The 23,454-nt window shown below is 38.3% G+C and carries 24 protein-coding genes; 2 read left to right on the forward strand and 22 right to left on the reverse strand.

Going from position 1 to position 23,454, the window contains the following annotated elements:
- Positions 1-12: 12 nt before the first annotated feature.
- The 4 genes from ACYVQ1_RS03445 to ndk all read right to left on the reverse strand — a co-directional run bounded on the left by ACYVQ1_RS03445 (position 13) and on the right by ndk (position 1,962).
- Positions 13-177, reverse strand: a complete 165-nt coding sequence (locus ACYVQ1_RS03445; RefSeq protein ID WP_002891050.1) for a hypothetical protein — start codon at positions 175-177, stop codon at positions 13-15.
- 99 nt (positions 178-276) lie between these two features.
- Positions 277-1,041, reverse strand: coding sequence for a (S)-acetoin forming diacetyl reductase (locus ACYVQ1_RS03450; RefSeq protein ID WP_002883902.1), 765 nt, complete (start codon positions 1,039-1,041; stop codon positions 277-279).
- 212 nt (positions 1,042-1,253) lie between these two features.
- Entirely contained in the window at positions 1,254-1,547 is a 294-nt protein-coding gene (locus tag ACYVQ1_RS03455; protein WP_461249835.1) for a rhodanese-like domain-containing protein, read from the reverse strand.
- 1 nt (position 1,548) lies between these two features.
- Positions 1,549-1,962 carry a nucleoside-diphosphate kinase gene (ndk, locus tag ACYVQ1_RS03460; protein WP_461249836.1) on the reverse strand — a complete coding sequence of 138 codons (414 nt, stop codon included), beginning with the start codon at positions 1,960-1,962 and terminating at the stop codon, positions 1,549-1,551.
- Positions 1,963-2,129: 167 nt separating this feature from the next.
- On the opposite strand from ndk, the gene ACYVQ1_RS03465 reads away from it, so the two are divergent.
- Positions 2,130-3,275, forward strand: a complete 1,146-nt coding sequence (locus ACYVQ1_RS03465) for a cobalamin-independent methionine synthase II family protein (RefSeq protein WP_461249837.1) — start codon at positions 2,130-2,132, stop codon at positions 3,273-3,275.
- 68 nt (positions 3,276-3,343) lie between these two features.
- On the opposite strand, the gene trmFO is transcribed toward ACYVQ1_RS03465, so the two are convergent.
- From trmFO to ACYVQ1_RS03550, 17 genes are all read right to left on the reverse strand, one after another.
- Positions 3,344-4,687, reverse strand: a complete 1,344-nt coding sequence (gene trmFO, locus ACYVQ1_RS03470) for a methylenetetrahydrofolate--tRNA-(uracil(54)-C(5))-methyltransferase (FADH(2)-oxidizing) TrmFO (RefSeq protein ID WP_461249838.1) — start codon at positions 4,685-4,687, stop codon at positions 3,344-3,346.
- A gap of 117 nt (positions 4,688-4,804) precedes the next feature.
- A complete protein-coding gene (locus tag ACYVQ1_RS03475; RefSeq protein ID WP_461249839.1) occupies positions 4,805-6,181 on the reverse strand; it encodes a sensor histidine kinase in 1,377 nt (458 codons plus the stop codon).
- Positions 6,172-6,831 carry a response regulator transcription factor gene (locus ACYVQ1_RS03480; protein ID WP_461249840.1) on the reverse strand — a complete coding sequence of 220 codons (660 nt, stop codon included), beginning with the start codon at positions 6,829-6,831 and terminating at the stop codon, positions 6,172-6,174. The genes ACYVQ1_RS03475 and ACYVQ1_RS03480 overlap by 10 nt, the downstream gene beginning before the upstream one ends.
- Positions 6,832-6,866: 35 nt before the next feature.
- Positions 6,867-7,691 carry a TraX family protein gene (locus ACYVQ1_RS03485; protein WP_461249841.1) on the reverse strand — a complete coding sequence of 275 codons (825 nt, stop codon included), beginning with the start codon at positions 7,689-7,691 and terminating at the stop codon, positions 6,867-6,869.
- A gap of 767 nt (positions 7,692-8,458) precedes the next feature.
- Positions 8,459-9,187 (reverse strand): lantibiotic immunity ABC transporter MutE/EpiE family permease subunit, encoded by a 729-nt coding sequence (locus tag ACYVQ1_RS03490; protein ID WP_461249842.1) that lies wholly within the window; start codon positions 9,185-9,187, stop codon positions 8,459-8,461.
- A 1-nt stretch (position 9,188) separates the two neighbouring features.
- Positions 9,189-9,866, reverse strand: coding sequence for an ABC transporter ATP-binding protein (locus ACYVQ1_RS03495; protein WP_461249843.1), 678 nt, complete (start codon positions 9,864-9,866; stop codon positions 9,189-9,191).
- A gap of 180 nt (positions 9,867-10,046) precedes the next feature.
- Positions 10,047-12,185, reverse strand: coding sequence for a type I DNA topoisomerase (topA, locus tag ACYVQ1_RS03500; protein ID WP_461249844.1), 2,139 nt, complete (start codon positions 12,183-12,185; stop codon positions 10,047-10,049).
- Between the two features lie 167 nt (positions 12,186-12,352).
- Positions 12,353-13,192 (reverse strand): DNA-processing protein DprA, encoded by an 840-nt coding sequence (gene dprA, locus ACYVQ1_RS03505; RefSeq protein WP_461249845.1) that lies wholly within the window; start codon positions 13,190-13,192, stop codon positions 12,353-12,355.
- Positions 13,193-13,259: 67 nt separating this feature from the next.
- Entirely contained in the window at positions 13,260-14,180 is a 921-nt protein-coding gene (locus tag ACYVQ1_RS03510; protein ID WP_461249846.1) for an ROK family protein, read from the reverse strand.
- A 10-nt stretch (positions 14,181-14,190) separates the two neighbouring features.
- Complete coding sequence (locus tag ACYVQ1_RS03515; protein WP_461249847.1) at positions 14,191-14,958, reverse strand: ribonuclease HII; 768 nt, start codon at positions 14,956-14,958, stop codon at positions 14,191-14,193.
- Positions 14,945-15,799, reverse strand: a complete 855-nt coding sequence (ylqF, locus tag ACYVQ1_RS03520) for a ribosome biogenesis GTPase YlqF (RefSeq protein WP_461249848.1) — start codon at positions 15,797-15,799, stop codon at positions 14,945-14,947. The genes ACYVQ1_RS03515 and ylqF overlap by 14 nt, the downstream gene beginning before the upstream one ends.
- A 128-nt stretch (positions 15,800-15,927) precedes the next feature.
- Positions 15,928-16,617, reverse strand: coding sequence for an XRE family transcriptional regulator (locus tag ACYVQ1_RS03525; RefSeq protein WP_461249849.1), 690 nt, complete (start codon positions 16,615-16,617; stop codon positions 15,928-15,930).
- Positions 16,618-16,711: 94 nt separating this feature from the next.
- Complete coding sequence (locus tag ACYVQ1_RS03530; protein ID WP_461249850.1) at positions 16,712-17,227, reverse strand: 3H domain-containing protein; 516 nt, start codon at positions 17,225-17,227, stop codon at positions 16,712-16,714.
- 23 nt (positions 17,228-17,250) lie between these two features.
- Positions 17,251-17,778, reverse strand: coding sequence for an ECF transporter S component (locus ACYVQ1_RS03535; RefSeq protein WP_461249851.1), 528 nt, complete (start codon positions 17,776-17,778; stop codon positions 17,251-17,253).
- A 102-nt stretch (positions 17,779-17,880) separates the two neighbouring features.
- Positions 17,881-19,443: a signal recognition particle protein gene (gene ffh / locus ACYVQ1_RS03540; RefSeq protein WP_461249852.1), complete on the reverse strand. Its 1,563-nt coding sequence runs from the start codon at positions 19,441-19,443 to the stop codon at positions 17,881-17,883.
- Between the two features lie 32 nt (positions 19,444-19,475).
- A complete protein-coding gene (locus ACYVQ1_RS03545; protein WP_002883908.1) occupies positions 19,476-19,808 on the reverse strand; it encodes a putative DNA-binding protein in 333 nt (110 codons plus the stop codon).
- 65 nt (positions 19,809-19,873) lie between these two features.
- On the reverse strand, positions 19,874-20,572 hold the full coding sequence (locus ACYVQ1_RS03550) for a GntR family transcriptional regulator (RefSeq protein WP_461249853.1): 699 nt from the start codon (positions 20,570-20,572) through the stop codon (positions 19,874-19,876).
- 168 nt (positions 20,573-20,740) lie between these two features.
- Here ACYVQ1_RS03550 and guaA point away from each other — a divergent pair, with 168 nt between their 5' ends.
- Positions 20,741-22,303, forward strand: a complete 1,563-nt coding sequence (gene guaA / locus ACYVQ1_RS03555; protein WP_155211961.1) for a glutamine-hydrolyzing GMP synthase — start codon at positions 20,741-20,743, stop codon at positions 22,301-22,303.
- A 288-nt stretch (positions 22,304-22,591) separates the two neighbouring features.
- Here guaA and ACYVQ1_RS03560 read toward each other — a convergent pair whose 3' ends face one another.
- Positions 22,592-23,176: a GNAT family N-acetyltransferase gene (locus ACYVQ1_RS03560; RefSeq protein ID WP_461249854.1), complete on the reverse strand. Its 585-nt coding sequence runs from the start codon at positions 23,174-23,176 to the stop codon at positions 22,592-22,594.
- Positions 23,177-23,454: the final 278 nt, after the last annotated feature.

A 23,454-nucleotide genomic window follows, 5' to 3' on the forward strand; every position in this document is an offset into this window, starting at 1 on the left:
AGTTTGGACTTTTTACTTCTTAAAAGTATCGTTGTAGTGCTTATTAATAATTGCCGAGCGCTTGTTTTCTGTTGAACTACTTGAAAATGGAGCTAAACCGAAGGCTAGTACAACAATTCCCAATAGAATGAGACTAAAAAATGGGTGCTCTATAATATAGTGTAAAATGTCTGACATAGAAAGGCTCCTTTTAAATCATAATTATTTACGATTATATTATCAGAAATATTATGTTTTATCAAGCAAAAAAAGAGAGCCTTTCGCTCTCCTTTTATTTTAATGGAATTGCATCCCACCATCCACGATGATGGTTTGACCTGTGATGTAGTTTGAGTCAGGTCCAGCTAAGAAGCTAACTGCTGCTGCCACATCTTCAGGTTCTGACAAACGTTTGAGAGTAATATCTTTAGCAAAAGTTTGCATACCCCATTCATCATCTTTACCAGCGTTCTTACCAACTTCATGAGCAATGTCAAACATCATTGGAGTCTTAACGATACCTGGTGCATACGCATTGACAGTGATACCTGAATCAGCCAAGTCACGCGCCAAAGTTTGAGTGATACCACGCACTGCGAATTTAGTACCACCATATACAGTTAAGTTAGGGTTACCTACGACACCTGCTTGTGAAGTCGCATTGATGATTTTACCACCATGACCAAGTGCTTTAAATTGTGCTTGTGCAGCTTGAGCACCCCAGATAACACCACCGACATTTATGTTAAATGTACGTTGGAACTGTTCTTCAGTAATAGTATCAAGTGGTGTTGTTGGTGCCACACCGGCATTATTAACAACAACATTCAAGTCGCCAAAGTGATCAACAACTTTTTGGAAAGCAGCTGCTACTTCAGCTTGTTTAGACACATCAGCTACAACCGCAAATGCCTTGTCTGCTGACAATTCAGCAACAGCTTTTTCTGCAGTTTCAGCGTTGTAGTCCAATACTCCGACTTTAAAACCATCTTCAACCAAACGTTTTGCAATCGCAAAACCAATACCTTGACCTGCACCTGTAACAATAGCAACTTTTGACATACGAAATCCTCCTCTACCAATTAGAGTCACTGGCTTAATACCGAGCCTTATCTCAATTGGAATACGCTAAGTTAGTCAAGTTCTGGCAAAGTCATTTTCATAGGCTTTGTCTTAACTCAATTAAAATTCTACCCCTTTATGAAAACGTAGTCAAGTAATTATCAAACTTTTCTGAAAACAAATAAGACCACCCTTGGGTGACCTTATTCCTATTATTCTTCAAATTCAAAACCTATTGCTTCCATATCGTCCAAGCCACCCAAGTTAGTCACCTTAGTATAGCCTCGCTCTTTAAGAACTGATGCAGCAAATTCTGCACGAGGTCCCATTTTACAATAGAGGTAAATTGAAGCGTCTTTTTCAGCTGGAATCTCAGCAGAAAAAAATTGTGTATGAGGAATCAAGAGGGCATTCTTAACATGAACTTCTGAATACTCTTCTGGACTTCTGACATCAATTAACAGTCCACCCTTAGCTAAATCAGATTGAATCTGTACTAAATCCATCTTACTCACCAAACCAAATCTGAATTTCTCGAGCCGCAGATTCTTCTGAATCAGAGCCATGAACAATATTTGGAATCATGTCCCCATCTGGTGCTGTTGCAAAGTCTCCACGAATAGTTCCAGGGGTAGCATCGCCAGGATTAGTTGCTCCCATCATATCACGCCATGACTTGATAACACCTGGGCCAGACATAATACCAATAACTGATGGACCACTCATCATGAATTCCGCAATACTAGGAAAAAAAGGTTTATCAACCAATTGAGCATAATGTTCTTTAAGACGTTCTTCGTCAAGCATCAGCATCTCCATACGCTCAATAACGAAGCCACGTCGCTCAATTCGATCAAGCACTTGGCCAATTAGATGGCGTTTAACAGCATCTGGTTTAATAATAAAGAATGTTTTTTGCATGTTCCCAACCTTCATTGTTTTCTTTTCATTTTACCATAGGAAGTATCATTTTGCAGGGTAAAACCTTATATAGTCTTAAACTATACCCTCAGAAAGAAATTAACTATTTTTTATTAATTCAAATAAAAAGTATCATGGAAATAAAATGATATTTTGAGGTTAATTTTATGACAAAATCTAAATTCCAATTAGTAGGTTCTCTTCTTCGTCCTGCGGATCTCCGTAAATATAAGGACGAAATCGAGCACCGTGACGACATCCAGTATCCTTTCTATGATGCCCTTCCTGGTTATCAAGAAACTGAAACTGCAGATATTAAGCAAATTGTGGCTGACCAAAAAGCTAACGGTATTGACATCCTTACTGATGGTGAGTTTGGACGTTCTATGTGGCATTTAGACTTTGTCTGGGGATTTAAAGGAATTGAACGCTACATTGCTGAGCATGGCTACACTTTTAAAGACCATGATGGTGGTCAATATGAAACACGTAAAGATATCGGTATTCGCATCACTGAGCCGCTCTCAGGTAAGAACCACCATTACCTAGATATTTACAAATTGGTTAAAGTTGAAGCTGGTGATGAAGATACCAAACAAACTATCTGGGGACCTGCTCATGCCTACACTGAACTTGCTATCTTTGACCGTTTGGCTGGTCCTGGACAAGTCTACGAAACAAATGAAGACCTCAAAAAAGGTATCATTAATGCCTATAAAGAATTCTTGGAAGAATACAAGGCTGTCGGTGGAAAAATTGTTCAATTTGATGACTGTCTCTGGGAACTTTTTGACCCATCAAACCCTGCAAGTTTCTTTGCGGAAGGTAATTCTGATTTAGCAGAATTGGCTGATGAGTTTGTAGCTATCAATAACGAGGTTGTAGACTATGCTCACGAAATTGGTTTAACGGTTTGGACGCACAACTGTCGTGGTAACTATGAAAGCCGTTCTGCTGCCGAAGGAACTTACGAAGCCATCGCTAAGAAGTTCTTGGCAGAGCAACACTATGACCGTTTCTTCCTTGAGTGGGATAGCGACACCGCTGGTGATATCAAAGCTCTCGAAGCCCTCAAAGACAGCAAAGCTGAAGTTGTACTAGGACTTTTGTCTTCTAAAACTACTGACCTTGATGACGAAGAACGTGTCCTCGATTTGCTTGAAAAAGCGAGTCAAATCCTTCCAAAAGAACGTCTCTTCCTCTCTCACCAATGTGGTTTTGCCTCATGTGACTCAGGTAATGAGTTGGCAACACCTCAACAATGGGCTAAAATTAAACAAGGTCAAGAAATCGCCAAGAAATTTTTTGGCTAATCGATATTTCTATTCGCTCCTCTCTAATAAAAAAGCCTTCACTTTTGTGAGGGCTTTTTATGTTAGCATTAAGCATCTATAAAAGTTTGCAAATCCTTAAGAGCTCGCTCAGCAATTTTTTCATAGCGCTCTTTCTTGTCACGAATACGTGGGCCTTCCAGTTCTTTGATAATACCGAAGTTAACATTCATTGGTTGGAAATGTTTACTTTCAGCATGTGTCACATAATATGGAAGACTCCCGATAGCTGTTGTGTGAGGGAAGATAACCTCATCTTCACCCATAAAGAGACGGGCAGCATTAATGCCGGCAACCAAACCTGAGGCAGCTGATTCAACATAACCTTCTACACCAGTCATTTGTCCCGCAAAGAACAAGTTAGGGTTTGATTTTGACTGGAAAGTCTGTTTGAGCAAGTTTGGTGAATCCATATACGAGTTGCGGTGCATTACCCCGTAACGTACAAATTCTGCATTTTCAAGACCTGGAATCATTTGGAAGACACGCTTTTGCTCTCCCCATTTAAGGTGGGTTTGGAAACCAACGATATTGTAGAGGCTACCAGCCGCATTGTCCTGACGAAGCTGAACAACCGCATAAGGTGTCTTAAAGTCGCCGTCACGTGGCCCTTTGTAATCTTCAGGATACTCCAAACCAACTGGTTTCATAGGACCATAGAGCATTGTCTTGATACCACGTTTAGCCATAACCTCGATAGGCATACAGCCCTCGAAATACTTTTCTTTTTCAAAAGAATTCAAAGGAGCTTCTTCAGCTGTTGTCAAGGCCTCGTGGAAGGCCATGAACTCTTCCTTGGTCATTGGACAGTTTAGGTAAGCTGCTTCACCCTTGTCATAGCGTGACTTAAGGTAGACTTTGTTCATGTCGATAGTCGCTTTATCAACAATCGGTGCAGCGGCATCATAGAAATAGAACCCATCTCCACCGTTAAGCTTGTGAATTTTTTCAGCTAAAGCATCAGAAGTCAAAGGACCTGAAGCAATAACTGTAATGGCATCATCAGGAATTTCTGTGATTTCTTCACGGATAACTTCAATTAATGGATTGTTCTCAATTTCAGCTGTCACTGCTTCTGCATAACCTTCACGGTCAACCGCCATGGCACCACCAGCTGGCACACGGTGAGCTTCTCCATTACGCATAATGATAGAGTCCAAGCGACGCATTTCTTCTTTAAGAAGCCCTACAGCATTTGTCAAGCTATCGCCACGGAAAGAGTTAGAGCAAACCAATTCTGCAAAGTTTGTTGTCTTATGCTGAGGTGTTGCTTTGACCCCACGCATTTCATATAGTTTTACCGGAATACCACGTTTAGCAATCTGATAAGCTGCTTCAGAGCCGGCCAAACCGGCTCCAATCACGTTAATATAATCTGCTTTTGATTGAGACATGACACTAATACCTCTTCGAGAACAAGATGAAATCCTGCCCCCACAAATCTTTCTTCATTTTTACTCTAAGTAGTATAGCAAAAAACTCCTCATCTGGCGACTAGGAGTCATCTGTATTTAAAGGGGTAAAATGATCGTCACTCTAGCACCATGTGTGTTATCGTCATTCGAAAGAGCAAGACTACCATGGTGTAAGCGAATAATATCATTGGCAATAGTCAGACCAAGGCCACTATGATTGCGGCTCTGTCTACTTTTATCCTCTTGATAAAAGAGCTGAGTAGCCTTTTCAAGAGATTCAAGGGAAAATCCTGAACCAGAATCAAGGCAGATAAACTTGAATTCATCTTCTTCTACCCTAGCGGTCAGGAGCAACTGACTGCCACTGGGTGTATGCTCTACGGCATTCGAAACGATATTCATAAAAGCTCGATTCAACAAGGACCTGTCCCAATAGCCTATGATTTCTTTCTCAATTTCTTTCTTGTCAAATACTACATTGATTTGTTTCGTTTGTGCTAGTGACAAGGTTTGATCGTAAATGTCTTCAACAAATTCCTTAACCGAAATGTCTTCAAGCGACAAAGTTTTCGTCAAACTCGTTTTGTTGACTTCAGACAACTCTTTCACATAAGAATCAACCTGTGCAATCCCTTTTTGAAAATGCTCTAACAAGTCCATCTGTTCCGCATCCAAGGGCGTCATGGCTAAGAGTTCCGCATTTCCACGAGCAACTGTAAGGGGTGTCTTCAGGTCATGGGTTAAGGCTGAAATCTGATTTTGCTTATCCTGCTCTGCCTTCCAATTTTCCATCAAGGACTCACGAAGTGCTACCCGCATGTGATCCAAACCACTTAAAACCTGATTGAATTCCTTAATAGTAGACTGAGAAGTTTGAAACTCCAAATCTTGTTGGGAAATTTTTTCAGTAGCCCTTAATATAGGTTTAAGTTGCTGACTCAATTTATTTGCATAGTAAAAAGTTAAAATAATAAATATGATTAAGATAGATACAAACATTGAACCAATCATCATAAGATCAGCATTGGGAAAATGCTGGTTCATCCAAGCGTTACGGTACCGAGGTGATAGTTGATAATTGACAATGACTATGCCATCTGACCGTTCAAAAGACTGAAAATAGCCGTATATCCCACCGTGAGCATTCTTGAATTGGTAATTTAGTAAGGATTCTTCTTGCAAGTTAACTGGCATGTTAGACTTCTTAAGCCTGAAATCCCTAGTCAAAAAGACATAGCGAGTACCATCAGGCAAGACATTTGGATTAAAGACCTTAGAAGTTTCAATATTACTTCTCAAAGCAGACAAATCACTCTCAACTTGATTTGCTGGAATCACAACGCCAAAATGATAAGACAAGCTGAACAAAGACAAAATAAGTAGGCTACTGATTGCCGATAGGACCGTCAAGCTGACAACATAAGATAACAATAGTGTTCTTAGAGAGTGTTCTCGTTTTTTAATTAGTGCCACTTGTAACCAGTCCCCCAGACTGTTTCAATAGGATTTTGCCCAACTTCTTTGAGCTTTGCACGGATATTTTTGATATGTTCAGCCACTGCTGTGGGACTCCCTTTATCCTCATAGCCGTACAGATGCGTGTAGATTTGTTCTTTTGAAAAGACTTGGCCCTTATTTTCAGCCAAAAATTGACAAATACCGTACTCCGACTTAGTCAAATCTAACAACTGATTCTCAATATAAAGCTCCTGAGCAGACAAATCAAACTGAAAATCACCAAGTGAAAGCTTATGATGGCGCTCACGATGTTCCCGTCTCAAGTGAGCAGCCACACGCGCTTGAAGTTCTTTAACCCCAAATGGTTTGCAAATATAATCATCTGCACCATAAGTCAAGCCTTGGACAATATCAGCCTCTTGCGTTTTGGCTGTAATAAAGAGGATGGGGCAATCCACCTGATCACGAATCTCATGACAAAACTGGAGACCGTCAACATCAGGCATCATGATATCCAGTAAAATCAAGTCAAATCGAGGTAAAGAGTTCTTATCCAAATCTAAAACACTCGTAAGCCCTGTCACATTATGGTTTTGGAGCTCTAAAGCCTTTACAACCAATTGAACAATATCTTCTTGATCATCAATAACAAGTATTTGAGCCATAAGCTTTCCTTTCGTTCACAGTTACCTTTATCATATCATCTATAGAAGACAACTGACAAGGCGTAGAGTAGATAAATATGTGTTGGATAAAAAACATAGAATAAATATTTTGACCCGTTTCCTCTTTGACCGTTATAACAAAGCATCAAAGGAGCTGCGAATAGTTCCATCCATTCAATGTATTTAAACATTAAATCGTGAAAAGAAGGTCTAGTTAGAACAATCGCCATTAGTAGCCAAACAAGACTAACACTCACAAAAGCAAGCACTTCTTTCTTAAGATTCTTATGACAAAGATACATAGCGATACCAGTCAAAAGCAACCATGTTCCTCCATCACTAATAATTGTATGAACTGGTAGCACTGTAAAATTGAGTAAATTTAGTAGAAAACCTAACATAGGTTTGTTTGAGCTTAGCAGATAAAAAGGTGCCATTAACCATGGAAGCAATAAGGGGAAAAGTAAGGTTGGGATTCCTTTTAGATATTTCCTTTCTTGAATCCAAGCGATACCCTGAAGAGCAACGAGCAAAATAGCGAACGACGACAACATCATATTTTGTGGAAAGAAACCATCTGGTCTCACAAGAGGATGTAAAAAATTATAGAAACCAAACTGAATCAATCCCATCAAAATTGCTAAAGCATAAATTTTTAGGAAGTATTTCTTTCGATTGTGTGTATGAACGAAACCTTCAATCACAGAAAAAAGAAACAAGGGGGCCGCTAATCTCCCAATCATAGTAAACCAAATTGGTATTTTCCCTGTATAATCAAAAAAGTAATGAATATGGTCGAATACCATAGTAATGAGGGCTATATATTTGAGTTGGAAACCTGTCAAACTTAAACGTTTCATAATAACTCTCCTTTCTTTTCATCCTTAGTATAAAAAACAAATTAACTAACATAGTTTACTTTTCCGACAAACTATTAAACTTATTTTAGGATAATCATGTAAGACTAATACTCTATCCATGATATTTCTTATATTATCTTTTTATTCTGAAATCTATGGAACAAATAAATAACATAGTAACTCCAACTATCCATAAAGGCAAGGTAGTGAGTTGACTCCAATCACCAATGAGAATGCTGTTAATCGGAAAAGCAATAGGAAGCCAATTAATAGTTAAGAAGACTTTATTACTTGCGAAAATAATAAAAATTATTTCAACCATAGAGATAATGATATTACTAGTACTATTCAGACTAACTTGTATAAAATAATGAAAATGATTAAGAAAGATTATTAGTATCCAACTTGATACCATTAGTAGGAAACTATTAATCCAATTCTTAAGGAGGAGGTTTATGATAATCCAACTAAATAAAGAAGGCAATGTAAGGATTAAGTCTGTTATTAAAAGTTTAACCAGCCACAAGATCCTTTTCTTAGGGTAACTTGAGATTTCTTGATAATGATTAGCGAATTTTTCCTGTTCAATCCCTAAAATGGACAAGAAAGCTGTCAAAAGCGGATAACATAAAAAAGATAAGATAGCTAGATTGCTTATAGATATGCCTTTGGGTACAAGCCTCACATATAGTGGAATTGTAAGGGTTTCTAATACCGCAAAACTGATAACAAGATAGAGACCTACTGTGTTTTTTAATTTAAGTAACTCACTCCTTAACACTTGATTCCCTCCTTTTTAGGATATACGATAAAAGAATTGTCATTATCATTGATAAAATAATAATAAGCGGCACTTGCAAAATGCTGGTTTGATTTTGATTTGTAAGAATATCTCCCGATGGTTTAAGGTTTAATAAAAATTGAGCTATTTTGTAGTGATAGGTATAAGGCAAGACGAACCAAAATGGAGTCTGAGCAATAAATGGTGCTATTAATAGACAAACAAACGTATTAAGGGCTAATAGTATTAAATGGCCCAAATATTTAGACATCAGATAAAGAAAAGGAATATTCCATAAAGTTATCGTCCAAATTAATATTAATGAAATAGCTGTTTTATGAAAATTTATTGGAATAATACCTGTGTAAATAAAAGCAACGAGATAGATGAAAACCAGTAAAAATAGACTAGAGATCAATGTTCTCATTCCGATAAGCACCATTTTCATCAAGGTAATATTCCAAGTGAAACGCTTGTTTGTAATATTTTGATATTGACCTGCCTGATTTTCTAAACGTCTATCAACTATGAACAATAGACCATTCACTAGATATAGAAAGATAGCTTCCCACCAATAGACTGAAAAGGGAACAAAAATCTGTAATCCTCCCATTAAAAAGGCTATAAGAACGGTTAAAAACGGTATGATTATTAAGAATTTAGTTGTTCCTAAATGTCGTAATTTGAACAATTCCGAATAGAATACTTTTTGCATATCAGTAACCCCCATGAACAATTTTAAAGAAGAGTCTCTCAAGACTATCTACATTTTTATTTTCACCATCATATTGTATTTTACCTTTATCGAGAATAAGAATATGATCGGCAATCTTACTTATTTCTAAAAGTTGATGGCTAGAAACCAGAATTGTCATCCCTTTTGCCTTCAAAGAATGAATAAGGTCTAGCAGTTCTTTTATACCATCAGGATCAAGTCCATTAGTAGGCTCATCAAGAATTAAAAATTGGGGATCGGTTAAAATAGCCATGCCAATTCCTAATCGTTGCTTCATACCTAATGAAAATTTACCGGCCTTTTTCTTTCCAGTATTTAAAAGACCAATTATTTCTAAGGTTTTAATAATCTTTGAATCAGGAATATCATATAGTAACGCTTTTGTTTTTAAATTATCAAAAGCTGAAAGGTTGTGATAAATAGCGGGTGCTTCAATTAATGCACCTAATGATTGTTTGCCTTCTGGTACACCATCGAATTGAATTTCTCCACTACTTTTGGGAAGCAAACCAAAAAGTATTTTCATCAGTGTCGACTTACCAGCACCATTAACCCCTAAGAGACCACAAACTGTTCCAGATTCAATAGTAAATGTGACATTGTCTAAAATAGTCTTATCTTTGTAGGATTTTGAAAGTTGTTTAACAGTTATTTGCATTGGTACACCTCTTTTAGAATAAGTGATTTTTCAATATAAGCTTATATCTTAACTAATATCAAAAACCACTTACTTTCCTTTCTTTCATCCTTAGTATAAAAAACAAATTTAAGGAAAGTATCAGTTTTTTGGATAAAATACAAAAAAACTATCCCAAGTCTTAACTTGAGATAGCTTTCTTTATTTAACAATAGATTCTTTGTAGTCACACTCTTCGTTACTACAGATGACTTGCTTACCGCCACCACGGACCTTCTTCTCGACAAGGTAATCACCTGATTTAGGACAGTTACGTCCGACAGGGATATCCCACGACGTAAATTCACAGTCAGGATAGCGATCACAACCGTAGAAGACACGATTACGTTTTGTCTTACGTTCGATGACCTGACCTTGACCACAGGTTGGACAAGTAACGCCAATTTCTTTAGTAATGGCCTTGGTGTTATGACAGTCTGGGAAATTACTACATGCGTAGAACTTACCGTAACGACCAAGTTTGATGACCATTGGGTGACCACAGAGGTCACAATCAAAACCAGCAGGCTCATCCTTAATTTGGATTTTTTCAATACCTTCTTCAGCTTTTTCCAATTCTTTTTGGAAAGGTTTGAAGAATTCATCAATAACCTTCTGCCATTGTTCCTTACCGATTTCGACTTTATCGAGTTTCCCTTCCATCTCGGCAGTGAATTTAACATCCACGATGTCTGGGAAGAATTCGACGATCAAGCTATTTACGATTTCACCAAGTTCAGTTGGTTCAAAACGTTTTGCCACCAATTTGACATAGTAGCGACGTTGGATAACATCAAGCGTTGGCGCATATGTTGACGGACGACCAACACCATTTTCTTCCAGCGTCTTAATCAGTGTCGCTTCAGAATAGCGTGCAGGTGGTTGCGTAAAGTGTTGTTCAGGCGTTGTCACAACCTTCTTAACCGTATCACCTTCAGCCATATCAGGAAGCATTTTATTTTTATCAGAGTCGTTGTAAACGGCCATATAACCGTCGAACTTGATTTGGCTTCCATTTGCAGTGAAAATGACACCATTTTGAGACAAGGTCACCTTCATCGTATCAAATACTGCAGCCGTCATTTGACTGGCCACAAAACGATTCCAAATAAGGGTATAGAGCTTGAGCTGATCCTTATCCAAATACTTGGCAATGCTTTCTGGTGTTTGGAAAACATTTGAAGGACGAATAGCCTCGTGGGCATCTTGCGCCGCTGAGCTATTTTTCACCTTACTACCATGCTTAGAATACTTAGAACCAAAGCGTTCTGTAATAAATTCAGCAGCTTGGTTTTGTGCCACCGGACTGATACGTGTAGAGTCCGTACGCATATAGGTAATCAAACCTTGGGCTCCTGAACCAAGATTAATCCCCTCGTACAACTGCTGAGCAACCATCATGGTTTTACGTGTACGGAAGTTAATCTTATTGGCAGCATCCTGTTGGAGAGAGGAGGTAGTATATGGCAATGGTGCATTACGACGGCGTTCTTTTTTCTCTACCTTATCTACGTTGAAGTCGTCACTTGTGATACGAGAAAGAACAGCTTGAACATCGTCATTATTATTGAGCTTAAGCTTTTTACCATCCAACCCATAGAAGCTAGCCTGGAACTTCTTAGCCCCCTTCTTAAAGGCACCATCAATAGTCCAATATTCTTCTGGTTTAAAGGCCTTGATTTCATTCTCACGGTCAATAATAAGCTTAAGAGCTACCGATTGGACACGCCCTGCAGAAAGACCTTTCTTAACCTTCTTCCAAAGAAGAGGTGAAATAGAGTAACCCACAATACGGTCCAAGACACGACGAGCTTGCTGCGCATCTACCAAGTCCATGTCAATGGCGCGTGGCTCCACAAAGGCATTTTTCACTGCATCTTTAGTAATTTCGTTAAAGACGACACGATTTTTTTCCTCTGGCTCTAATCCAAGAATATGTGACAAATGCCATGAAATGGCTTCCCCTTCACGGTCCGGGTCACTTGCGAGAAAGACTTGCTTGGCTTTTTTAGCCTCTTTCTTCAATTCATTGATAAGAGGACCTTTACCACGAATATTAATGTACTGAGGTTCGTAGTTGTTTTCAAAATCAATAGACATACTTGATTTTTTCAAATCACGGATATGCCCAACAGAGGCTACAACTTTATAATTGCGCCCAAGGTACTTTTCGATGGTTTTTGCTTTTGCAGGAGACTCCACGATAACCAAATTTTTCTTTGGTGTCGCCCTCTTTTTAGTCGTCTTTTTAGCCGTTATTTTCTTTGTTGCTTTAGTTTTTGTTGTCGTTGCTGTCGCCATAGACTATTTCCTTATAATGTTATAAACTGGCTGCGCCACTCATCTGTCTAAAATCTAGTCACAAGACATTAAAAAATGTAACATCTTGGACCGAGCAACTAACATGATACCGTCCTTTTCTTTAACTGTCAATAAAAAACTTTTTCCCTATAGGAGAAGTTTGATTTTCAAGAAAACTCTGAAAGGATGTCAAACCCTGTCGTAATACACTTTGCACCCTCTTGAATCAAGTGATGACATCCATCCGATTTTCCGTCTAAAATATTTCCAGGTATGGCGAAAACATCTCTTCCTTCTTCCATTGCACGCTCACAAGTAATAAGACTTCCCGAGCGAAGCTTAGCTTCAACCACCATAACCCCTTGACACAATCCAGAAATTATCCGATTTCGTTCAGGGAAATGGTATTTAAGTGGCTGTTCATCCGGTCCATATTCTGAAAGAACTAAATGATTTTTGGACATATAGTCTTGCAAAGCTTTATTTTCTTTTGGATAATAAACATCAAGTCCTGTCCCGATAACTGCAATGGTCTTTCCTTTATTTTTCAAGGCCTCCATATGTGCACAAGTATCAATCCCACGCGCCAAACCACTCACAATAGTAAAGTGATTTCCAAGTTCACTAACAATTTTTCGAACAGACTGTTCGCCTATTTCGGAGCACTTTCTTGCCCCAACAACAGCTAGCTTTGGTTTACTCAGCAAATCAATATTCCCTTGATAAAAGAGGAGGACAGGTGGATTATAGCTATGCTTCAGCTCAATGGGATACTCCTTATCAAAAATTGATAAGGTCGGAAAACGTTGAAAATCTTCCTTAAGCTGCTTAATATCTAAATTCTTGTATTTTTCCATAAAGAGAACGGCATTTTTAGACTTAGATACCACTGCCATATCACGTAAGCTCAGTTTTTTATCTTGATTTTTTTGATAGTCTAAAATATTAAGAATATTTAAATTTGTCAATCCAGCTGCTTTTAGTTTAAAAAGTTCAAAGTTATTCATGTAACTACCTCCATTTCATTATTCGCAAGAGAAATAGAAAAAAAGCCCCTTCAGGGAACTTTGTTAATTATAAGGCATTTTCAGAAGTAAAATATGATGCTGCTCCTAAGAGGTTACTGTCGTTATGGAAATGACAAGCTTGAATTGTTATCGGCTCAAAACCTAATTCTGACTTTTCATTAAATAACTCTTCATAAGCATTAACAATACCTTCTATCAAAGCATTTTGGCTGCTGATGCCTCCACCGATAACAACTCCATCCAACTTGAATAAACTCTGCAAATTAAGAATCAGAACAGCAATTTCATGACAATAGTCCTTAAATAGACGTTTTAGTTGTTCAGAGTGATTTTCATCTAAAGCGGAGAAAACGGCTAAACCATCATCCTGTTCTAAATCAAGTATTTGACTAGCTTCATGAACGAAACCTACCGCAGAACCTTTATTATCGACAAGACTAAATAGAGCATGCTTAAATAGCCCCCACTGGAAAGGAAGAACGGTTTGACCCATACTTTGGGGACTTGGAGCACGCAAATATTGGGTAACCGATAGTGGAGTTAACAAAGCCCCCTGCGAGACAAGACCTAAGCCAACACCAGTACCCAAAACTAAGACAGCACCACAATCCAAATCCTGTAAACTACCATATCTTGCTTCAGCCAAAGCTGCTGCATCAGCATCATTGATGAGCTTTACAGGCAGTTGAAATATTTTGGACAAGCGTGTCCCAAGAGGAATAGCTGTCAAATAAGGAATGAGACCACCCTTGAAAACAAAACCGCGTTTACTATTAATTTCGCCCGGGCATGCAATGGCAATACCAGAGATATCATTCTCAAATGATGAGACTATACTTTCTAAAGTCTGCCAAAAGTCGTCTATTGTCGTTGGAGTTGGCTCTTTTGATTGATTGCAAATTCTAAAATCATCATCGACTAATCCAAATTTGATAAAGGTTCCTCCGATATCAATAGCTAAAATCACTCCACTTCACCTACTTTTTTATTATTGACTTTATTGGTTCAAAGCTTCTTCTATGAATTGGTGTAACACCCAACTTATCTATGCCAGACAGATGATCTTTGGTGCCATAGCCTGCATTTTTGGCAAAAGCGTATCCAGGAAACTCCTGATCAAAGTCAGCCATCATCTTATCCCGAGTTACCTTTGCTACGATCGAAGCTGCTGCGATAGATAAAGAATTAGCATCCCCTTTTATAATTGATGTTTGTCCTATTGGTAGGTCCAAGATCATGGCATCAATTAACAAATGTTCTGGTTTGGGACTCAGTTTTTCAATAGCTTCAGCCATGGCAAGCTTGGTTGCTTCATAAATATTGACGTCATCAATCACATGATTATCCTTAATACCAATACCGACAGCTACTGCTTCCTCCATTACCTGCTTATAGATAGCTTCATGTTTAGATTTTGGAATCTTTTTACTGTCATTGAGACCCTTTATTTTGCAAAGCTTTGGTAAGATAACCGCTGCAGCTACAACTGGGCCAGCTAAAGGACCACGTCCAACTTCATCAACACCTGCAATAAGTTCAACTCCCTGAGCATAAAGCGATTTTTCGTAACTGAGCATCATTTCTAAGCGTTCTTCCTCAGCAATCTCAGCCAGGATAGCTTTGCGACGTTGCTTGATGGCAGTCTGTACACCAGCTCGACTATCTTCCTCAAAACTTGCCCATCGGTAGTCATCAAGATCTGTCAATGCTGCCAATTGCTCCTTGACTTCTTTAATTGTCGCCATCAGTATCGACCCCAACAATATCAAGTGTGTAACGGCCTAGTTTTCCATCACGAACTTCTTTGACAAATAGATTATAAAAACGGTCATAATCTTCACGAAAGCCAAGTTTTCGAGTCATTTCCATAATGATTTCTGGTGCCTCTTCTTCAAGTTCAATCCCTTTGAAGCGTTCCTCTAAACGTTCAGGATAGTAAGTTTTAAAATAGTTGAGTCCAAATATCGTCACTTCATCCATTGGCAATAGCTGGTCCTTGATGGCACCAGTCAAAGCGAGTTTCAATCCAACCAATTCATCTTCAAACTTAGGCCACAAAATACCTGGAGTATCAAGAATTTCCAAGTCTTTATTAGACTTCAACCACTGTTGACCTTTTGTAACGCCGGGTTTATTTCCTACAACAGCAATCTTTTTACCAGCTAAGCGGTTCATCAAGGTAGATTTCCCTGCATTTGGAATCCCAATAATCATGGTTCGTAAGGTCTCTTTCTGAATACCACGTTCACGTAGTCGTCGAATCTTGTCAGCCATAAGACTCTTAGCAGCATCTGTTACCAATTTAACTGTAGATTGTTCCTTGGAATTGATGGCCAAGGTTTTAATCCCTTGACTCTTAAAATAGGTACGCCATTCTTTCGTACGATTACTGTCAGCGAGGTCAGCCTTATTGAGAATTAGAAGCTTTGGTTTATCGCCAACAATTTTAGTCAACATAGGGTTCTGACTCGAAAGTGGCAAACGTGCATCCACTAAAATTGTAACAAAATCAACATGTTTAAGGTTCTCCTGAACCTGTCGACGGGCCTTAGACATGTGGCCTGGAAACCATTGAATAGTAGCCATATATGTTTCTCCTTTTGTATTCTTAGCAAAATATTATTTAAAATCTTTAAAAAAAGCCAAATCATTGGCTTTGCTTTACTTATTATTATAACAGATTTAATTTGAGATGCCCAATTGATAAAAGTTGCCTACCCCTCAACAGGCATAAAGTTACCAACAATCTTACCAATGATTCGAGGATCTTCATCATAAGGAGCAAACTTGTCTCCATAGCGTTTATTAAGAGAAACTAAGCGAAGACCGTCCTCCTCACGATAAACCTTTTTGATATAAGTTTGGCCATCCCAATCTACAGCATAGACAGCGCCATCATAATCAAAACCTGTTTGTTTGATTAGCACTACTTCACCATTTAGGTAGGTAGGTTCCATAGAGTCTCCAAATACCCATGATGCAAAATCATGATCTAATTCTTCATCATAGAAAACTTCATCATAATTGCCATCACCAAAATAAGTATAACCTGTTCCGGCTGATAAACGCTCGAAAACTTTGTAAGAGTAAAGTGGAATAACAGGTGCTTTCTTCTTTTCTGCTTCTTGCTCCTCCAGAAGAGCTTTAGTGAGTCGCAAAGCTTCTTGTCGATTTTCCTCATTTAATTCCAAGTACACTTCTACAATCTCATGTTCAGACAAAAAATATGTTTCAGCTACACCAAAAAGTTCAGCCAATACCGTAAGATTCTTTTGATTTGGCTTTGTCTTACCGTTTTCCCAGTTAAAATAAGAGGAGCGTGAAATCCCTAGATGCTTAGCTACTGATGCTTGACTCATTCCTTGCGCTTCTCGAATTTCTTTAAGTCTTTGTCCTGAAAACATAGCTACCTCCGTAAGTTAATAAACTAACATAATTTTATCAAAAAAAGTAGTTGACTTCAAGTGAAATCAACTACTTTTATATTTCTCTTTTGTATTAATATTTGACCAAAAATCCTAGATTGCCAAGTGCCTCTTCAATGTAATCTAAATCTTGTTGATTATCAGCTTCAACAAGGTGATAGTGAACACCGTTGGTTAATTCAGATAAGGGACGAAAATCATTTGACGCTGCTTGTTCTAAAAAATGTCTAACATCTCGACGACAAGTCAACTTCAACAAGGTTTGGATTTCACCATAGACTGGATGATCAATCATGATATTTTGAATACGTCCTCCATTATCGACAATGGCTAGAAGCTCTTCTTCCATATCATTCACCCTATGATTCACTTTAAACAGTCGATGCGCATAAGAATTATCATCACTATTTTTATAAATATAACCCCTGTTAGTTGAGATAATTTGAGCTCCATTTCCTCGCAGTAGGGCAATATCTTGGACAATGATTTGACGAGTCACACCAAAATGTTCCGCCAAACTCTGCCCATTAATCGCTTCTTTAGACTGCTTTAACAGTGCCAATAATTCTTGCTTGCGATTTAAAGTCATAGACTAAACAACTCCTCTTACAACTAGCGAATTTTTCGAATACTTTTGAAAATCGTTAATGCTATAACATAGTCTATCATACTATGGACAATAGTACCAAATCCAACTAAAACAAACAGAACATAAAATAGTTTTTGGAAGTCCTCTCCCGTTACTGAATAAAAAATCACGCAGGCAAGAACTTCACCGATGGCATGAATAACCCCTAAAACAAAGTTAAAAAGAAAAGATGATTTATGGTTTTCTATTGTTTGAGGGAACTTTTTTAAATAAAGAGCTCCTAAAAAACCAAAGATGATATGCGAGAATGCCCTAAAAACAATCACAATCGGATAGCCGGCCATAAAGAAGCCAAAACTAGACGCTAAGATAACAAAAGCTGCTACCCAGGGCGATATAAACATAGCTAGAAATATTGGAACGTGACTCCCCAAGGTATAAGAAGCCGGTGGAATGATTAATTTAATTGGCATAATACTTGGGATAAGGATAGCAATCGCAGTTAACAAAGCTGCAAAGGTCATTTCTTGAATTCTCTTTTTCGGTTTCATAATCTACTCCTTTTTACTGTATATACACTAGTATATTACAATGTATAGCCCTAGATGTCAATATGCCATAAAAAAACTAGAGCAATAAGCTCTAGTCCTTTCTTATTTACGTTTTTTCTTAGCCTTCCTCATCTTGTTAGCTTGACGTTTCATCGCATGTTTCATAGCAAATGAACCGACCTTACCTTTAAGACCACCACCAAGCATTTGGCTAAGGTCCATGTTCCCAAGATCCGGCATACCTGCGCCACCCATCATGCCTTCAAGGGCAGACATATCCATATTACCCATATCAGGCATATTTGGCATGTTTTTTGGCATATTATTTGGGTTAAGACCCATTTGACGCATCATTTGCTCCATATCACCAGACATAACACCTTGCATCATTTGTTTGGCTTGGTTGAAGTCTTTAATAAACTTGTTTACTTCGATGAAGGTATTTCCCGAACCATTGGCAATACGGCGACGACGACTTGGTGTCAAAAGATCTGGATTTTCACGCTCTTCTGGTGTCATTGATGATACAATGGCACGCTTGCGTGCAATCTGTTTCTCGTCTACTTTAACATTAGCCAAGGCTGGATTGTTAGCCATACCTGGCAACATCTTAAGCAAATCCTCCATAGGACCCATATTTTGCACTTGATCTAATTGGTCGATGAAGTCATTGAAGTCAAAGGTGTTTTCACGCATCTTTTCAGCCAACTCAAGAGATTTTTTCTCGTCGTACTCTTGAGAAGCTTTTTCAATAAGGGTAAGAAGGTCACCCATACCTAAGATACGGCTTGACATACGGTCTGGGTGGAAAGTCTCAATATCTGTGATTTTCTCACCAGTACCTGTGAATTTAATTGGCTTGCCGGTAATCTCACGAATAGAAAGAGCCGCACCACCACGTGTGTCACCGTCAATTTTAGTAAGAACGACACCTGTGATATCTAGTTGTTCATTGAACTCCTTGGCAACGTTAGCAGCTTCTTGACCAATCATGCTATCTACAACCAAGAGGATTTCGTTTGGATGGGCGAAATCCTTGATATCACGCAACTCTTGCATGAGGGTTTCGTCAATCTGCAAACGACCAGCCGTATCAATCAAGACATAGTCATTCTTATTGGCACGCGCTTGTTCCAAACCATTTCTGACAATCTCAACCGCCGGTGTCTCTGTACCCATATCAAAAACAGGAACATTGATTTGTTGTCCCAAAGTCTTCAACTGGTCAATGGCTGCTGGACGATAGATATCCGCAGCAATCATCATTGGACGGGCTTCTTGTTCTTTAATCAGCTTATTAGCCAATTTACCAGCAAAGGTTGTTTTACCAGCCCCTTGGAGACCAACCATCATTATGATAGTTGGAATCTTTGGAGATTTCTCAATTTCAGATGTTTCAGACCCAAGAATCTCTGTCAATTCTTCATTAACAATCTTGATAATTTGTTGCGAAGCATCAAGAGTATCAATGATTTCGTGACCTACAGCACGTTCACGCACACGCTTGATAAATGTCTTAACAACTGGTAGGGCTACGTCTGCTTCAAGGAGTGCCAAACGAATCTCTTTAGTAACTTCTTGAACTTCTTTCTCTGAAAGTTTTCCTTTACGTCTTAAATTTTTGAAAACGCCTTGCAAGCGTTCCGTTAAGCTTTCAAAAGCCATATGTCATTTCCTCTCTTACTTTCTGCTTGAATCTAATCTCTATTATCAATGCTGCTAAGCACAGCAATTTGTTCCTGAAGATAGCTATCGTCTGGGTATTTTTCCATAATATCATCAAAAATTTGGCTACGGACGATGTAATCTGAATACATATGTAATTTCATCTCGTAAGCTTCTAGAATCTTCTCAGTACGCTTGATGTTATCATATACGGCCTGACGACTCACACCAAATTCCTCGGCAATTTCTGCCAAACTATAATCATCCGCATAATATAGCTCAATATAGTTCATCTGCTTATCTGTCAACAGTGCAGCATAGAACTCGAAAAGGGCATTCATGCGATTGGTTTTTTCAATTTCCATAAGCTCCATTTTACCATAAAATCATAGTGTTAGCACCATTCTTGTGCAGAAAAAAGCAGTGACTTCTAATTATTCTCCAAATAAAATTCAAAACGGTCGCCCACATAGTAACTTCGTACATATTCGAAAGCCTGCCCGTCTTGGAGGAAGGAAATCTGTGTCAAACTCAAGAGAGCGTCACCAGTCATAACCTTGAGGTGCTTGGCTAGACTACTATTGGCCAAACTAGCTGATATGGTCTGCTGACTTTTCCCTATTTCATAGCCATTATCAGTTAATGTTTTGAAGAAATGTTCGGTAATTTCTGATTCCTTGAAACCTCGGATAATCTTCTCAGGGATACTAGCAATCTCATAGGCAACTGGAATGGCATCTGCAAAGCGAACACGTTCCATACGAATGACATAGGACTGTGGTAAAACACCTAAATTCTTGATTTCAAACTCATTTGGATGTACACGTTGATAAGAAATAAGCTCACTAGATGGTTTCTTGCCTTGGGATTTGACAATCTCAGTAAAACTCGTAGTTCCACGCATCTTTTCCTTAACTCGACTACTAGCCACAAAAGTGCCACTGCCTGGTTTACGCTCTAAAATCCCCTCGTCTACTAAAAGTGTTATGGCCTGACGCACAGTCATACGACTTACATCAAAAGTCTCGCAAAGATCTCGCTCGCTAGGGAGACGTTGCCCGATTTTCCAAGTGCCATCATCAACATCTTCCTTAATCTTATCATGTATGCGAATATACGCTGGTAACATCTAATACCCCCTTCTGTACCCCTATTTTACAAAAAAAGTAACAGAATTGTAAAGATGAGTATGATACTTACAGTTTCTCGTATAAATCTAGGTGCTAAGTCCATAAATTTGTGATACAATGATTGCATAAGAAAGAGTCCATGTGTGACGTAAAAAGAAAGGGTAATAATGACTGACATTTCTACTTTGAATGATGTACAGAAAATCATTGTTCTAGACTATGGTAGCCAATACAATCAGCTGATTGCACGTCGTATTCGTGAATTTGGTGTTTTCTCTGAATTGAAGAGCCATAAAATTACCGCTGATGAAGTCCGTGCCATCAATCCTATCGGTATCGTACTTTCTGGTGGTCCTAACTCTGTTTATGCCGAAGATGCATTTGGTATTGACGAAGAGATTTTCGAGCTTGGTATCCCAATTCTTGGTATCTGTTACGGAATGCAACTTTTGACCCACAAACTCGGTGGTAAAGTTGTTCCAGCTGGTGAAGCAGGTAACCGTGAGTATGGCCAATCAACACTTCGCCTTCGTGCCCAATCACAGCTCTTTGCTGAAACTCCTGAAGAACAAGTCGTTCTAATGAGCCACGGTGATGCTGTTACAGAAATTCCAGAAGGTTTCCATCTTGTTGGTGACTCAGTGGATTGCCCATTCGCTGCGATGGAAGATACCGAGAAAAACTTCTATGGTATCCAATTCCACCCAGAAGTTCGTCACTCTGTATATGGTAACGACATTTTGAAAAACTTCGCTTTTGGTATCTGTGGTGCCAAAGGTGACTGGTCAATGGCTAACTTCGTAGATATGCAAATTGCACAAATCCGTGAAACAGTTGGTGACCGTAAAGTCCTTCTTGGACTCTCAGGTGGGGTTGACTCATCTGTTGTTGGTGTCCTTTTGCAAAAAGCTATCGGTGATCAATTGACATGTATCTTCGTTGACCACGGTCTTCTCCGTAAAGGTGAAGGTGACCAAGTTATGGAGATGCTTGGAGGTAAATTTGGCCTTAACATTATCCGTGTTGATGCTTCTAAACGCTTCCTAGACCTCTTGGCTGGTGTTGATGATCCTGAGAAAAAACGTAAAATCATTGGTAACGAGTTTGTTTACGTCTTTGATGACGAAGCAAGCAAACTTAAAGGTGTAGACTTCCTAGCTCAAGGAACGCTCTATACTGATATTATTGAATCAGGTACTGAGACAGCTCAAACAATCAAATCTCACCACAACGTTGGTGGACTTCCAGAAGACATGCAATTTGAATTGATTGAACCACTTAATACCCTCTTTAAAGATGAAGTTCGTGCCCTTGGTACTGAAATGGGAATGCCTGATGAAGTCGTTTGGCGTCAACCTTTCCCAGGACCAGGACTTGCCATCCGTGTTATGGGTGAAATCACTGAAGAGAAACTTGAAACCGTTCGTGAGTCTGATGCTATCCTTCGTGAAGAAATTGCCAAAGCTGGTCTTGATCGTGATGTATGGCAATACTTCACTGTTAACACAGGCGTTCGTTCTGTCGGTGTTATGGGTGATGGCCGTACTTACGACTACACTATCGCTATTCGTGCTATCACTTCAATCGACGGTATGACAGCTGACTTTGCGAAACTTCCATGGGAAGTTCTTCAAAAGATTTCTGTTCGAATCGTTAACGAAGTTGACCACGTTAACCGTATCGTCTACGATATTACAAGTAAACCACCTGCAACAGTAGAGTGGGAATAAAATATAAACCTAATTTAAAGTGACTCGATTGATTTAACAGCATTTTAAATTATTTTAAAACGCTAAAATCTAATTACTTATATTTGGTTCCCCACCAAATACCCCACCAGAATTTCTTTCTGGTGGGGATTTTTTATATCTTAATTACAAAAATAGAGCAATAAGCAATGATATGGGGTCAGAAAAATTTTTCCTTTTCTGCTGTTCAGTACTAACTCTTACATCATACCTAGATAATGGGGTAAAATCAAAACTCTCTGATTGTTATTTATTTGTAAAAAATTCACTTTAATCATTTGCTATATTTCCTTCGTTCACATTTAGCCCATAAATTTCAAAATCATGATAGAATCCATTATAGAACTCGAATTGGGAGATTTCGCTTTCCTTTTTAAAACCTAAACTAATTGGTATAAACTTACTTTTAACATTATCAACATCTATATAAATCAAAAGCTTATCAATTTTAAATTTGGATGGAATGATTTTTATTAATTTTTTTAAACCCTGTTTTACAAAACCTTGATTTTCATATTTTTCTGATATCCAATATCCAATTTCGGCTTGATGTTTTTGTAAATCAATATTATGTATATCTATCATCCCTATTGGTTTCTGATTGACGAAAATTGTTAACATAAATAACTCATTGCGCTCCATTTTTTCACGTGCATACTTTATAAATGCTTTTTCATTTTCAACACTTTTCATTTCGTCCACCCAAGGAAGCCACTTAGCAAGACGTTCTCGTTCAGTAGAAACAATCTCATATAACCCTTCACTATGGCTTTCGGATATATATAAAAGTTGGCATCGTTTTCCACGTGATTTAAACTCTATGAATAGTTCTGAGTCCGAGTTGGTATAATCCATTTCATACTCCTTATTATAAATGATAATATTCTTTAACTCTTTATTTACGAAATCATTATATAACTTTTTTACTACTTTTCATATGAATAAAATTTTGTCTATCTTTTTAAGGTCAGAGCCTATTACAACAACAGACGAATTAAGGTAAAACAAAACATACTAAGATTAGTAGTGAGGAAATCTCCGACGGGAGAAAGTACTCACTACTTTTTTCGTTATGTTAAAGTAGTGGTGTCTTGTTAAGTCGATAAGTCCTTTGGCGCTAGACGTCGTAACTA

It is taken from the genome of Streptococcus parasalivarius (genome assembly GCF_054785155.1).